Raw genomic sequence first — 13430 nt, 5'->3', positions numbered from 1 at the left:
CCATCACCTCGCAGCATAAAATACTCTCTACATTTTACCAGCAGCAACACTTCTCTGTCAATGACGGTTTAAAAGAAAACGCCGCGCAAAACAACAATGTCGTGCGCGGCGGCGTCTATAACCAATTAGAATAAGCCAGTAATCTTCCCTGTACTGTCTACATCGATTTTTTCAGCGGCCGGTACTTTCGGCAATCCCGGCATAGTCATAATATTTCCGGTCTTTGCAACAATAAACCCAGCTCCAGCGTCGATTTTCAAATCAGTCACAGTAATATGGAATCCTCTCGGCGCGCCAAGCAAAGACGGATTATCAGAAAAGCTGAACTGTGTCTTTGCCATACAAACAGGGACATCATTAAAGCCCAGAGTTTCCAGCTGTTTCAGCTGCTTCTGCGCATTTCCCTCGAAAATTACGCCGTCAGCTCTGTAAATTTTCTTTGCAATCATTTCTATCTTTTCACGAATAGGCACATCCAGCGGATATACAAACTGGAAGTGATTTTCCGTTTCACAGAGACGCAGAACTTCATCAGCTAAAGCTAGGCCGCCTTCTCCTCCTTTGCCCCATACCTGTGACAAAACCACATTTACACCCAATTCCTTGCATTTATCTTCTACCATTTTGAGTTCTGCAGGAGTATCAGTCGGGAATTCATTGATTGCAACGACGCAAGGAAGACCGAAATGTTTTGTTACATTCTCTACATGCTGCAGCAAATTCGGCAAACCTTTTTCCAGCGCTTCAAGATTCTCCTCAGCTAAATCAGCCTTTGCAACGCCGCCGTGATACTTCAACGCTTTCACAGTCGCAACGATAACACAGGCAGACGGAGTTAAACCAGCCTTACGACATTTAATATCCACAAACTTCTCAGCTCCGAGATCAGCGGCAAAACCTGCTTCAGTTACAACATAATCTGCTAATTTCAACGCCATTCTGGTGGCCATAATGGAATTGCAGCCATGTGCAATGTTGGCAAAGGGACCGCAATGAACAAATGCAGGCGTTTTTTCTAAAGTCTGTACCAGATTCGGCTTCAGAGCATCCTTCAAAAGCGCCGCGGCAGCCCCCTGTGCTTTAAGATCGCGCACGGTCACCGGTTTATCCTCATATGTATATCCGACGATAATGCTGGCCAGTTTTTCCTTCAAATCATCAATATCCCTCGCAAGACACATAACCGCCATAATTTCACTAGCTACTGTAATCTCAAACCCATCTTCTCTGGGAACGCCGCTCATTTTGCCACCCATACCGTCTACGATGTGACGAAGCTGACGGTCGTTCATATCCACAGCCCGTTTCCAGGTAATTCTTCTCGGATCGATTCCCAAATCATTTCCCTGTTGAATATGATTATCCAGCATGGCCGCAATCAAGTTGTTAGCCGCGCCGATTGCATGAAAATCTCCTGTAAAATGCAGATTGATATCCTCCATCGGAACCACCTGCGCGTAACCGCCGCCTGCCGCGCCTCCTTTCACGCCGAAAACCGGGCCTAAGGAAGGCTCTCTCAGAGCAGTCATAACATTAACGCCCTTTTTATGAAGCGCGTCCGCAAGACCGACAGAAGTCGTCGTCTTCCCTTCTCCTGCCGGGGTCGGTGAAATCGCGGTTACCAAAATCAACTTGCCATCCGGCGTATCCTTCATCTCATCCAGCATATTGTAGTCCACCTTAGCCTTAAAATTGCCATACAACTCCAAATACTTTTCATCGATACCGGCTGCAGCAGCGATTTCTCTGATATTGGACATCTCTACTTCCTGTGCGATCTGGATATCACTTTTGAACTCCATCTTTTTGTTCTCCTTTTCATCATTTTACATCTAAATTTTTTAAAAAGCTCCGTCTGTGGACGGGCGTTATACCATTTTTATGTATGCCCTCGTAGTGGGCTTTTGTACCATATCCCTTATTGCTGGCAAAACCATAGCCTGGATACTTTTGATCCAACGCCACCATTTCACGGTCCCTCGTTACCTTGGCCAAAATAGATGCCGCAGCGATAGACACACTTTTACTGTCTCCTTTGATTAAAGACATCTGCGGCTTTTTCACCGCGTCAATCTGCATGGCGTCAAAGAGGACAAAATCAACGTCCTTCTCGATCCGGTCAAAGAGCATCTGTCCAGCGTTTTCAATGGCCTCCGCCATGGCCAGCTTTGTGGCTTGCAAAATGTTTACTTGATCTATGACAAAATGATCCTGGCGGCCGATTCCCCAGCAAAGGGCTTTATCTATGATCTCATCGTAAAGCTGCTCCCTCTTTTTCTCTGACAGCTTCTTAGAATCATCTACGCCCAATACATCAAAATCCTCCGGCAGCACCACCGCGGCAGCTACAACAGGACCTGCCAGCGGTCCTCTGCCGACCTCATCTACACCGGCAATATACTGAAATCCCTTTGTTCGCAGCATCTTTTCATACTGCTGCATTTCCTGAAGTCTATTCTTCAAGTATTCCTTCCGCTCCGCCTTAGTCATAATTCTCCCGCCTTTCAAGCGTGATATGACCAATTTTCCCACTGCGAAACTCATCCAGCACAGTTCGGGCGCATCGTTCATAATCAATTCTCTTGCCTGGCAGAATAAATCCTCTCTTCATGGCAATATCCTCCATCGTAGAAAGTGGCATATCGGAAATTTCTTCTAATTTATACCGTTCCATCAGTAAATCCGAGTATTCTTCTGACAGAATTCCGATCAACTCCATCGCCAACGTCGCAGTATCCAGAATTTCATCCTTAATACTGCCGCAAAAAGCAAGATTCAACCCTGCTTTAGGATCTTCAAACTTAGGCCAGAGAATACCCGGCGTGTCCAAAAGCTGCATGCCGTTTTTCAATGAAAGCCACTGCTTTCCTTTTGTTACACCTGGTCTGTCACCGGTCTGTGCACTTCTTTTTCCTGTCATACGATTTATTAAGGAGGATTTTCCCACATTAGGAACACCTACGATCATCATGCGAAGGGGTTTCTTGATCGGACGCCCGGCATTTTTCTCATTTTGTTCTTTATCGAGCGCCTTATACAACTGGTTTACACCACCGCCACTCATACAGTTCATCGTAACAACTAGATTTCCGACGCTCTTAAAATAGTCCGCCCACGCATCGTTCTCAGACCGGTCTGAGAGATCGCTTTTGTTGAGTATAATGATTCTTTTCTTGCTCTGCACCAGTTCGTCAATAATAGGATTTCTACTGGAAATGGGAATTCTGGCATCGATCACTTCGATAACCAAATCTACCATTTTCAAGTTCTCCTGAATCAACTCCCTGGTTTTTTTCATATGGCCAGGATACCAGTTAATATTATCTATCATATTTATTTTCCTTCTTTTTTCTTTCAGCCACTGTTTCAGTATACCATCTTTTTCCCACATTGTGGTTATTTGTTTTTCGTTTTATAGCGAAAATCACAAAATTATATTACCCATTACGGCGAAAAAAACGAATAAAAATATGTTCGCCAAGTCGTAGAGCGCCACGGAGCAAAGCTCCTGCACTCCTGACATGAGACCTGTCACGCCTCCAGCTCGCCAATCACCGTGTGTAGACATTATACCATACTCTGCAAAAATTCAAAAGAGGAACCACATCGGTTCCTCTCGAAAGACTATCTAACGTCTTTGCTCTTGATCTTGGCTGATTTACCAGTTCTACCACGCATGTAGTGCAATCTGGCTCTTCTAACACGACCCTTCTTAATCACCTCGATCTTTTCAACCCATGGTGAATGAATCGGGAATGTTTTTTCTACACCAACGCCAGAAGCAATTCTTCTTACAGTGAAAGTCTCAGCGATACCGCCGTTCTGCCTCTTCAGAACGAAGCCTTCAAAGATCTGAATTCTTTCTCTGTTTCCTTCTTTAATTTTAACGTGGACTTTAACAGTGTCACCTACGTTAAAAGCAGGGACTTCTTTTTTGAGATAATCCTGTGCAACTGAATCTAAAATGTTCATTGTATCGTATCCTCCTTCCCTCCAAGACGTTCTTGCCGCTCATTTTTTTGCGTACAGAGGACCGCCCGTAATTACAACATGAAGATTATACCACATGGTACAAGCTTATGCAAGCAATTTTTTCACAACCTATCACAGTAAATTGTAGAGTTACAATTGATTGGGACACCTTGCCCCTAGAAAAAGGCGATAGAATCTGTTAGACTGTTAATCACCACAAAAACATATCTGAAAAGAACCCTATCGCAGCAATCCTAATCTCAGAACAAGATTATAGAAGCCGCCGCGCAGCTTTTTATCATCTTTTTGTTGTATATTGCGTTAGTCCATTAAAAAACGCAGTTTTTTTGAAATCTTTTCGTTGTTTGTTGCGCGACCTGTCCAATCATATACCAAATTCCGTTATTTTATTACCGTATTTTACCAAAAATAACAAAATATCTTGTACAATTTCTTGATTCGCGCAACATCCTGAAAAAAAGTAAGCAAAAATCTGCGTCTTTTAGCGGGTGCACGCAACTTACCTCCAAAAACAAGCAAATACCTGCGCGCATCATATCTATCGTAGGCAGTTTACGGCATAAAGTTCTGTTTTCGTGCGTTTGTCCAGTTCTGTAAAGGTTTGCTTATTGTCTAATCCTGCCTATCTACGGTATCCTAAAAGATAGAAACTACCTCACCCCATTTAGAAATCACTGTACTCTGAGCGCCATTTATATCTCTGTTAAGACTTGTAATAATTCCGGAATGCAAATCCGATTACCAATATTATCCGCCTATATGCTGCACTATCGTAAATAATTTGATGCAGGCACGACTTTTCCTGATGGCGTCTTCTAAAAAGAACGCTGAGAGAGTATAAGCAATTTCTTTTTACGCCCTCGGATGGGTTTTATCATATACATCTTTAATACGATTCTTTGTGACGGACAGATAAATCTGGGTCGCCATAATATCCTCATGCCCCATCAATTCCTGCAGAGATTTCAAATCCGCTCCGTTCTGCACCATATGTACTGCAAAAGAGGTTCGCAAAATATGCGGAGTCAGCCGATCCTCCAGTCCCACCTGTCTGCCATACTGCTTCATCAGCTTCCAAAATCCCTGTCGCGAAAATGCCTCGCCCATATAATTAACAAAAAGAATACTTTCCGGATCGTCTGGCGATCCCTCCCGCATTAACGCTGGTCTGCTATTCAGAATATAATTATCCAGCGCCCTTCTTGCCATAGAACCCATCGGTACAATTCTAGCCTTGCCATGCGCGCCGTTTAAGGTCAGAAATCCCATACGCAGATTTACATCCCTCAGCTTCAATTCTATAATTTCGCTGACTCTGATGCCTGTAGCGTAAAGAACCTCCAAAATCGCTCTGTCACGAAATCCTTTGATCGAATCGTCTGGCGCGAGAAGCAGTTTTTCGACTTCCTCTATCGTCAGATAGTCCAGATCCTTTCGCTCAATACGAGGCGATTTAATATCTTCTGTCGGATTAGTAAAAACCACGCCCTTTTTTATTAGATACTTATAATAAGTTCTGATCGATGACAGTTTCCGATTAGCTGTAGATCTGGAACGCCCCTCACTTTTCAATTCCATCAAATACGCTGCCACATCTGCACTGGAAGCCTGATGGGCATCAAAAACTTCTCTGCCTGCAAGAAATCTTCCAAACGCCTCCATATCCCTCCTGTACGCTTCACATGTATTCGTTGAGGCCTTTCTTTCTTCCCTCAGATACTCCAAAAAATCATTCAATTCCATACAAGTCCCTCTCTGTCTGTCCATCTATTAGTCATAATCCATACCTGCCTGCATATCCTTCAATGAGGAGGTTGTCTATGAACAAGAAATATCTGCTGCCTGCTGCCCTGATCATCGTTATCAGTTTTTCCGCCGGCATCTTTACCGAAATTTTAGCTTCACCAGCTCATCTTCAGCTGTCTACTGATCTTCCGTCACTTTCGGCAGCCATAAGCGCTTATTTAAAAAGTGATATCCTTACAGTTTTAGCTGCCATGATCTTCGCGTGCACTGTAATACTTATGCCTGCTGTAGCTTTTCTGGCCATAGGGAAAACCTTTTCGTTAGGTTTTTCTGCCGCCTACATTCTATCCAGCGGTACAGATAAGGCTTTCGGCATTTTATTAGCCGCCCTGCTGCCGCGCGGAATGTTTAAAATCCCGGCTTACATGGCTTTGATACTTATAGCCTATGAAACTGCGCGCGTCGTCAAAGAAAACTACCAGCAGCCGATGAAGCTTCGCCACAATCTTTTTCCGTGCATTCGCGGTTACCTATTCTGTTTCATCACTCTGGCTGTTTCCAGTATCCTTGAAGCCGTCCTGCTTCAAAGCGTGCTTTGACCATCAAGATTGCTACCTGAGACTTACCGTCCTCTATTTCTCCTGACATGACCATATCATACAACCGATTCACAGAATATTTTTCGATATCAATCGCTTCATTTTCATCAAAGCATGTCTCGCCCGGTGTCAGCCCGGTAGCCAAATACAAATACAGTACTTCTTCTGCATATCCTACCGAAGGATACATCCGGGTCATCAGTTCTACATGCTCCGCACGATAACCGGTTTCCTCTGCAAGCTCTCGAACTGCTGCATCAAAAGGCTTCTCTCCCGGATCGATCTTACCGGCCGGAACCTCCAGCATGACTCTTTCCGCCGGTTTCCTATACTGGCGTACCATAATCATTTGTCCATCATCTGTCAAAGCCGCTATAACGCTGCCTCCGCTGTGCTCCACAATCTCACGATAGGATAAACCATTTTCTACCGTTACCTGATCCCTTCTGACATTGATAATTTTACCTTCATATATTCTTTCCGAGCTTACGGTCTTTTCCTCAAACGTCATTATTCTATTCCCCCTAATGCATTTTTAAACATTATACCATAAACCATATCTGGATACCATAATCAACGCAAGAAAAACAAGCCAAATTCCAAAATGCTTTAATTCCAGAACTAAATTCGACATTTTTGTTGTTTTTAGGTCTAATGGTGCGGATTTTTTCTGGCGAAAATGGACATCCGCCCCAAATTCATCAGAAACAAGGGTCATGGTGCTCATTTTCACGATTACGTCTAATTCATGGCAGATTCACAACAACGTCGCAGCACGCATTTATGCTCATTAAATTCCGATAAAGGAATTTTTTATTGCTATTCTTGTTAAAAGCGCACCATTTGGAAAGTTTTGATGCAAAATAGTGCGGCTTGTGGTATTGCAGCCTTAGAATCCGCACCATGGGACCTATTTTAGAACAAAATAGGGCATTCTTCTAAAGATGAAAGGGTTACATAGGTACGAAAAAGGTAACGCCGGACAAGGGATCTATCTTGCCCGGCTTTTGTATAAAACAAAACCACGCGTTTACCGCGTGGCTGGTATTGTACAGAGAAACTCTGGCTGGGTTTCCCGCTTATCGTCAATAAATCATATCACATTTTCATCGTGGTTCGACTATGAGCTTAATAGCCGTTCTTTCCTCTCCCTCGATCTCTATATCGGTAAATGCCGGAACACACACAAGATCGATACCGCTGGGTGCAACAAAACCTCTGGCAATGGCTGTCGCTTTGACCGCCTGATTCAACGCTCCCGCGCCAATGGCCTGGATCTCCGCACCTCCCTTTTCCCTTAAGACACCTGCTAAAGCACCTGCTACCGAATTCGGATTCGACTTAGCTGAAACTTTTAATATTTCCATACTGTTTTCCTCCCTTAGAAATGTTTTGTTTTCTCTATTATACTTGTTTTTATTCACAAAAAGGTGCACAATCGTACAACAAAAAATACTCTTTTTCTTTTTTTTTCGATTTTCACTTGCATTTTTCGACTAAATCAGCTATAATGCAATTGTGGTTATCCCCCTGATAACCTCATTAATCTCTAATCCCAATACCCCTTTTGAACAAAGTAGACTGCACCCCTTGCGGTCTATTTTGTTTTCTACATTTTGTCAAGAGGTACGATATGAAAAAAATAACAGATACCCTATCAATACAAGTTTTCGATTCCCGGCTTATGAAACAATACTTCGGCGAACGTCCTTTTGCTGTCTTTGATATTGAGACCACAGGGCTTTCCCCTGTCTATTGTAAGGTGATTTTATCTGGGATCTTGCTTATAGACGGAACCACTGCCCAAGTAATTCAGTATTTCGCAGACCAACCTGACGATGAAAAAATACTTCTTGAAGCGACATTGCAAACTTTGAGTCAGGTAGACTATATCATCACTTATAACGGACGTCATTTTGATATACCCTTTGTGGAGAAACGGGCAAAAAAACATGGACTTGTCTTTCATCCCACATATAATCTGGATCTATATCAAGTAGTCAGCAGCCACTCCCCTTTACGTCAAGTACTGCCCAGCTTAAAACAAAAAAGTCTGGAGCAATTCTGCGGCCTGTCAGACGGACGGGATGACGAAATTTCCGGCGGAGAAAGCGTAGCGCTCTACGAGAGATATATGGCTGCTCACACCTTTGACCTGGAACGACGCATTCTTCTTCACAATCACGATGACGTAATCCAACTTTACCGTCTGCTTCCGATCATCGCTAAAACTGATTTCCACCGCGCTATGTACAAGCAAGGATTTCTCGCCGGAGATTATTGGATTCAAAAAACTGTTCTGCATGGCCATGATCTTCATGTGACGGGATTGCAGCTTACCAGCCCAATAGATTTCATTTCTTTTCCTACCGACGCCAAACCCTATACGCTGATCATGAATCGAGCCAGCCGCAGCTTTGAGCTGCAGATTCCCGGTCAAAGTGAAGTAGGCGCTCTATATCTGGACGCGCTTGCAATTCTGGGAGAAGAAACGATCCGCGAAATAGAAAAATATCCGTCGGTAGTCAACGGATATCTCATCACACAGGATCACGGCCTTATCAATTATATGGAAATCAATTGCTTTCTAAAAGCCTTTTTTGAGACAATCTGCCTGCCGAAATGTTGACCGGTAGGCATTTTTCACTTTGTATTAGATCAATATATCAAGCGGTTTCTGGCTTCTTCAAACGCTGATTCCGGCATGTTTTTTACTGTCATGTTAGAGCTTCCCAATGGAGCGATATATCCGGCCATTACAGTAGTAATACCTTTACGAGCTTTCCACACGCTGGCAGTCGATTCAACATTTTCCATATGGCTTGTTTTCACAAAGATCGTATTCATTTTAAATCCTCCGTTTACCATAGAAAAATTTTCATCTCCAGCATACATAGCGGCATGTTTATATTCCAGTATTCTTCCACACACACTGTATGCAAAAATCAACAGTCCGATGATCCAAAGACCCTGACAGAAACCCTTTGTTAAAGATAGCCAAACACTTACACCCAGCAATATCACCGAAAGAAAAAAACCAAACCCATAGAAAAAATAATGCAGACTTCCCCTTGGTGTCCGGTAATAATCCTTCTTTTCTTCCATTTCTGGTAGAATCCGCGCAATTTCCTGCCTTACCCTGTCCTCCCTTATCAAAGGAAATAAAATTGGTTCTTCGCTGGCTTCTTCCCCTCCCGAATCTCCATAACCTATAGCGAAAAGCTGCAGCGTTCCCTGATGAAACAATCTCATAAACAACGACTGCTGATACGCAAATCCACTGATTCTGTTTTTCTGGATAGTATATCGTTTCTTCGTCAGCAAACCATATTCAATTTTAATCGCCTGACCGTTATCTGCAATGGAAAATCCGTAATAACGAATAAAACTCCCAATCATACCGCAAATAATCGCTAGAACAAATACCGCAGCAATCAATATCAGCAAAACTATGGTAATGCCCTGGCGCATGACCAATCCGTCAATGCCATCCTCTATCATCCACTCCGCCATGTTCATATTAAACATCGCTCCGGCAGTTGTAACAATACCAAACAGCTCAGCAGCGAAGACTCCTTTGGATTTCAGGGCGCCCAAAAGCAGCAGATCGCCTGCTTTAATCCTCACCGTTCTGCCCTCCTGTGGTTGGGGAATCACATCCTCATCCGCTAAATTAAATCCATCCAGCCCCCTTCTGCCTGCCAGCAAAAGTTCTCTGACTGCAAAGGCATCCTCTTTTCCAAAGGTCATTTTTACCTTAGTTTCTTGGTCTCCTATATTACTGGCATTATCTATATTGAGCCTATAGGCTTTAAAGATCTGGTGTAATATATTCTGCGAAAAGTCTACTGTCGTAATCGTTGACAAAGGAATTTCCAGCGTCTGCTTCTTCAGCCATCCGCTCTGAACCAGCAGACGTTCCTCGTCAATAGAATACCGAGTACAGAGATATTGAATTGTTCTCCCTACTGGACCTAACAGTACGATAACCATGACTGCTCCATTCTCATAGATAATGCTCATGTCTCCGCGAATAGCCCCTATAATCAGCGCCACAAATAGAGGTCCGAAGTCCTTGAAAAAAGTTTCAAAGATAAAAAGGATATGCCCGCGTTTAGGTCCGAAAATCATCATAAGACTCCTTTCTCACGAACCCGCGCATACAGCCGTGATTTTAAATTTTCGCTGATTGCCTCTGCCGTTTCCTGATTGAGTCCTACAATCTCAAAGCTGCCGCTGGCTAATGACAGCTTCAGCTTATAAAGTCCCAGTCTCCGGTCTATAGGGCCTTGGGACATGGTTATATTCTGTATTCGGATAATAGGCACAATTGTTTTTTTAATGAAAAAAATGCCGTGCCGGATCACAACCTTATCCTCCTCAATCAGGTATCCCCATTGGCGGTATTCTATTTGGGGCAGTATGCAGGCGGCAACGCCCTGAACAACAGCCATAAGTACAGCGCCGCCGATGATAATATATCGCCACCAGGACGACCAGCCGGTACACCATATAATCAAAATAACCACTGCGGCAATGATCGCAAATACAGCAAAGCTGATTAGCCTGCCGATACGCCAGCTTTTCATTGCTCTAACGTCTGGCTGCTGATATTCCATATCTATGCCTCCATTCCTCATACCGTTCTTTTTTCTCCGGTCGATCAAAGGGATATCCGTATTGATAGCAATCAATTACATCCGCGTCCTTGACAATTTCCTCTATAGGCGTTCCTGTCTCTGTTTTCAGGCTATGGCGCTTCACAGCCATAGAAATAATGTCAATTTCCTCCTCTGTAAACAACTGTGTTTCTTTCAAGAAAACTTTAACAGACTCGTATCCGGCCTCTGCATGTTCCTTCTGCTTTCCCGTCAAAATGCGCCCGAAATCATGAACTGAGGCGGCGCACGCCGCCAACTCTGGATCAACGCCCCGCTCCAGGGCTAACAGCCACGCACATCTTGCTGAGGACGCCATATGAAGCCGTTCCCAATCCAGTGTTTCATCCCTCTCAAAAACTTTTCCTTCCTGTTGGTCAATGACCTCCAATAAACTTACTTGCAATTTTAATAATCTGTTCATGTCATATAGTTTACATTGTTTTTCCCATAGAATCAAGCTATAATATCCTTACCATTTACTTCCATTTACCAAAATAAAAGACATAACGGAGGTGTACTATGAAACACAAACATATAACAACATTATTTCTTATTGCAACGTTGATCCTGACGTGCCTGACGCCGTCCGGCAGCTTTGCCGCAAATCCTTTCACCTATACTGTTAAGCTGCAGCAATCCGGCCATGGTCGGCTCTACTGGAACTACAATCAAAAAGGAAATTTCTTTTTTAATGGCAGCGACACATATGACAAAGCGTGTCTGGCGGAAAATATCGCTTACCGTTTTGCAATTTTACCTGAACGATGTCTGATTGCGGAGCCTTCTGAGGGTTGGTACTTTGATGGTTTTCGCGATTCCCAAGGCCGTACTCTAATACTTGACAAGCAGCGCGTTGATGTAATTCGCATTACAATTAAAGGCGCTCGGTTCTATGATAGCGTGATCTCCTATTCCGATCCTCGATTTAAAAATGTAACGAAATCTCATTACAAGGCTACTATAAAAGCAACGCTAAAAGCCCTCTACGGCACTACTCGCTACAAGATCATGGAGACGTTGGATGTATATAAGGTTCCAAAAAAGACACAGACAATCCAAGCCTGTTTCCGCGAAAAAAAGCCGCCTGTTTTAAATGTTCCTGAAACCTTGCAAAAGGAATTCAACGACGCGCCGTTCTATGCTATCGAAAGTCTTCCCGTTAATTGCAACGCTGTATTCCGTACTTCCAGCTCCCGGTTGCTGACCGTCGACAGTAAAACAGGTCTGTGTAGCATTAAAGGAGAGGGTATCGCAGTTATCTCGGTTACTGTAGATTCTACTCGGGAAACTTCACGGGGCCAATGGAATATCCGAGTTTATATTTATCCCGGGAAAGTAAATCTAACCTCTGCAATTCGCAGTAAAGACAAAAAATCGATCGCCGTAAAATGGAAATCTGACACATTGTGCTCTGGCTATGAAATACAGACTGCTGCGGATCATTCCTTTTCTAAAATAGCAGCTAAAAAAACAGTTGCCTCAGGAAAAACCTCATCGACCAAAGTAAAAACAGCTAAGGCTGCCAATTGTCAATACTTACGTATCCGCGCATACAAAAAATCACGAAATGAAATGCTCTATGGAAACTGGATGCAGATACCTGTAAAATAAACTTGCTATTCCGTTCCGGACAGATAAAAACCCGCATCTGGCGCTGCCAGATGCGGGTATCTTTTTTTTAAAACTGTACTACATATTAAATGACGGCGGGTTCACATCAACGTTAGGAAATGGTGTCCCTGCCGGAGATGGAGACGACAAATCCGCATAGAAGCGAGCTGCTTCTGTCGTTCCAAAATCATGGTTTGAACCGGTATCCTGCACCTTATTAAATGCCTCGCGAAACATTGCATTATGCGCCTCTTCACGATTCAACAGAAAATCGATAGTTTCTTTAACCTTCTTATCTTCAATCTGTCTGTAAAGATACTCATAAACTACTTTTGCACGTTGCTCTGACGCAATATTGGATAAAAGATCCGCACACAAATCTCCAGTTACAGTAACGTAGTCCGCTGTCCAGGAATATCCGGACGAATTGATCAATCCCGGATTCAAACCCAGAATAACATGGGACTGGATTTCTCCCGCGCCAACCTTCTCTGCATCTACATCGTGTCCATTCAAAAGACTGATTGTCTGAGCAACCATCTCCATATGACTCAATTCCTCTGCTGCAATATCCATAAACAAATCCTTTATTTCTGGATCCTTAATTCTAAAGCTCTGTGACATATACTGCATAGCAGCCTTTAATTCTCCATTTCCGCCGCCCAACTGCTCCTGCAATAGTACGGCATACTGCGGATTTGGTCGTTCCACTGCTACCGGATGAAACAAATTCTTTTCATGTTTGAACATACTGACTCTCCCTTCTTTTTTCTTAATATCTGCTTTTTGACGTTTAATATGCAAAAAGTTTAAAAAGAAG

14 protein-coding genes are annotated in these 13430 nt (G+C 43.4%); 3 read left to right on the top strand and 11 right to left on the bottom strand.

From position 1 onward, the window contains the following. Positions 1–125 precede the first annotated feature (125 nt). The 5 genes from ACPW7J_RS06525 to ACPW7J_RS06505 form a co-directional block, all read right to left on the bottom strand. The gene (locus ACPW7J_RS06525; protein ID WP_161873318.1) at positions 126–1802 is read right to left on the bottom strand and encodes a formate--tetrahydrofolate ligase; all 1677 of its coding nucleotides are present in this window, start codon (positions 1800–1802) and stop codon (positions 126–128) included. Between the two features lie 19 nt (positions 1803–1821). After that, positions 1822–2490 (bottom strand): ribonuclease HII, encoded by a 669-nt coding sequence (locus ACPW7J_RS06520; RefSeq protein WP_425757287.1) that lies wholly within the window; start codon positions 2488–2490, stop codon positions 1822–1824. Then, positions 2483–3331: a ribosome biogenesis GTPase YlqF gene (gene ylqF / locus ACPW7J_RS06515; RefSeq protein ID WP_425757286.1), complete on the bottom strand. Its 849-nt coding sequence runs from the start codon at positions 3329–3331 to the stop codon at positions 2483–2485. The genes ACPW7J_RS06520 and ylqF overlap by 8 nt, the downstream gene beginning before the upstream one ends. A 293-nt stretch (positions 3332–3624) precedes the next feature. Beyond that, the gene (gene rplS, locus ACPW7J_RS06510) at positions 3625–3972 is read right to left on the bottom strand and encodes a 50S ribosomal protein L19 (protein ID WP_161873321.1); all 348 of its coding nucleotides are present in this window, start codon (positions 3970–3972) and stop codon (positions 3625–3627) included. Between the two features lie 873 nt (positions 3973–4845). Then, entirely contained in the window at positions 4846–5736 is an 891-nt protein-coding gene (locus ACPW7J_RS06505) for a site-specific tyrosine recombinase (protein WP_161873322.1), read from the bottom strand. A 77-nt stretch (positions 5737–5813) separates the two neighbouring features. On the opposite strand from ACPW7J_RS06505, the gene ACPW7J_RS06500 reads away from it, so the two are divergent. After that, on the top strand, positions 5814–6338 hold the full coding sequence (locus tag ACPW7J_RS06500; protein WP_161873323.1) for a stage II sporulation protein M: 525 nt from the start codon (positions 5814–5816) through the stop codon (positions 6336–6338). Here ACPW7J_RS06500 and ACPW7J_RS06495 read toward each other — a convergent pair. Next, positions 6283–6849: an NUDIX hydrolase gene (locus tag ACPW7J_RS06495; RefSeq protein ID WP_161873324.1), complete on the bottom strand. Its 567-nt coding sequence runs from the start codon at positions 6847–6849 to the stop codon at positions 6283–6285. The two genes, ACPW7J_RS06500 and ACPW7J_RS06495, sit on opposite strands and share 56 nt — an antisense overlap. Before the next feature lie 595 nt (positions 6850–7444). Beyond that, positions 7445–7705 (bottom strand): stage V sporulation protein S, encoded by a 261-nt coding sequence (locus ACPW7J_RS06490; RefSeq protein WP_161873325.1) that lies wholly within the window; start codon positions 7703–7705, stop codon positions 7445–7447. Positions 7706–7971: 266 nt separating this feature from the next. On the opposite strand from ACPW7J_RS06490, the gene ACPW7J_RS06485 reads away from it, so the two are divergent. Further along, complete coding sequence (locus ACPW7J_RS06485; protein ID WP_425757284.1) at positions 7972–8967, top strand: ribonuclease H-like domain-containing protein; 996 nt, start codon at positions 7972–7974, stop codon at positions 8965–8967. A 29-nt stretch (positions 8968–8996) separates the two neighbouring features. Here ACPW7J_RS06485 and ACPW7J_RS06480 read toward each other — a convergent pair whose 3' ends face one another. The 3 genes from ACPW7J_RS06480 to ACPW7J_RS06470 are packed head-to-tail and all read right to left on the bottom strand — an operon-like array spanning position 8997 to position 11402. Beyond that, a complete protein-coding gene (locus ACPW7J_RS06480; protein WP_425757282.1) occupies positions 8997–10472 on the bottom strand; it encodes a PH domain-containing protein in 1476 nt (491 codons plus the stop codon). Beyond that, positions 10469–10957, bottom strand: coding sequence for a PH domain-containing protein (locus ACPW7J_RS06475; protein WP_161873328.1), 489 nt, complete (start codon positions 10955–10957; stop codon positions 10469–10471). The genes ACPW7J_RS06480 and ACPW7J_RS06475 overlap by 4 nt, the downstream gene beginning before the upstream one ends. Next, the gene (locus tag ACPW7J_RS06470; RefSeq protein WP_425757280.1) at positions 10932–11402 is read right to left on the bottom strand and encodes an HD domain-containing protein; all 471 of its coding nucleotides are present in this window, start codon (positions 11400–11402) and stop codon (positions 10932–10934) included. Before ACPW7J_RS06470 ends, ACPW7J_RS06475 begins: the two co-directional genes overlap by 26 nt. Positions 11403–11518: 116 nt before the next feature. On the opposite strand from ACPW7J_RS06470, the gene ACPW7J_RS06465 reads away from it, so the two are divergent. Then, on the top strand, positions 11519–12610 hold the full coding sequence (locus ACPW7J_RS06465) for a hypothetical protein (RefSeq protein WP_425757278.1): 1092 nt from the start codon (positions 11519–11521) through the stop codon (positions 12608–12610). 78 nt (positions 12611–12688) lie between these two features. Here the strand turns inward: ACPW7J_RS06465 and ACPW7J_RS06460 are convergent, their stop codons facing one another. Beyond that, the gene (locus ACPW7J_RS06460) at positions 12689–13360 is read right to left on the bottom strand and encodes a manganese catalase family protein (protein ID WP_161873331.1); all 672 of its coding nucleotides are present in this window, start codon (positions 13358–13360) and stop codon (positions 12689–12691) included. Positions 13361–13430 lie beyond the last annotated feature (70 nt).

This window comes from Ihubacter sp. rT4E-8, assembly GCF_049852125.1.
Lineage (GTDB): Bacteria > Bacillota > Clostridia > Peptostreptococcales > Anaerovoracaceae > Senimuribacter.
The sequence above is the reverse complement of the archived record's forward strand: the minus strand, read 5'-3'. Positions and strand labels throughout refer to the sequence as shown.

What these genes read in the sequence shown, in the direction of transcription:
- ACPW7J_RS06525 (WP_161873318.1), bottom strand. Translation starts at nt 1,802, where the DNA reads ATGGAGTTCAAAAGTGATATCCAGATCGCACAGGAAGTAGAGATGTCC.
- ACPW7J_RS06520 (WP_425757287.1), bottom strand. Translation starts at nt 2,490, where the DNA reads ATGACTAAGGCGGAGCGGAAGGAATACTTGAAGAATAGACTTCAGGAA.
- ylqF (WP_425757286.1), bottom strand. Translation starts at nt 3,331, where the DNA reads ATGATAGATAATATTAACTGGTATCCTGGCCATATGAAAAAAACCAGG.
- rplS (WP_161873321.1), bottom strand. Translation starts at nt 3,972, where the DNA reads ATGAACATTTTAGATTCAGTTGCACAGGATTATCTCAAAAAAGAAGTC.
- ACPW7J_RS06505 (WP_161873322.1), bottom strand. Translation starts at nt 5,736, where the DNA reads ATGGAATTGAATGATTTTTTGGAGTATCTGAGGGAAGAAAGAAAGGCC.
- ACPW7J_RS06500 (WP_161873323.1), top strand. Translation starts at nt 5,814, where the DNA reads ATGAACAAGAAATATCTGCTGCCTGCTGCCCTGATCATCGTTATCAGT.
- ACPW7J_RS06495 (WP_161873324.1), bottom strand. Translation starts at nt 6,849, where the DNA reads ATGACGTTTGAGGAAAAGACCGTAAGCTCGGAAAGAATATATGAAGGT.
- ACPW7J_RS06490 (WP_161873325.1), bottom strand. Translation starts at nt 7,705, where the DNA reads ATGGAAATATTAAAAGTTTCAGCTAAGTCGAATCCGAATTCGGTAGCA.
- ACPW7J_RS06485 (WP_425757284.1), top strand. Translation starts at nt 7,972, where the DNA reads ATGAAAAAAATAACAGATACCCTATCAATACAAGTTTTCGATTCCCGG.
- ACPW7J_RS06480 (WP_425757282.1), bottom strand. Translation starts at nt 10,472, where the DNA reads ATGATGATTTTCGGACCTAAACGCGGGCATATCCTTTTTATCTTTGAA.
- ACPW7J_RS06475 (WP_161873328.1), bottom strand. Translation starts at nt 10,957, where the DNA reads ATGGAATATCAGCAGCCAGACGTTAGAGCAATGAAAAGCTGGCGTATC.
- ACPW7J_RS06465 (WP_425757278.1), top strand. Translation starts at nt 11,519, where the DNA reads ATGAAACACAAACATATAACAACATTATTTCTTATTGCAACGTTGATC.
- ACPW7J_RS06460 (WP_161873331.1), bottom strand. Translation starts at nt 13,360, where the DNA reads ATGTTCAAACATGAAAAGAATTTGTTTCATCCGGTAGCAGTGGAACGA.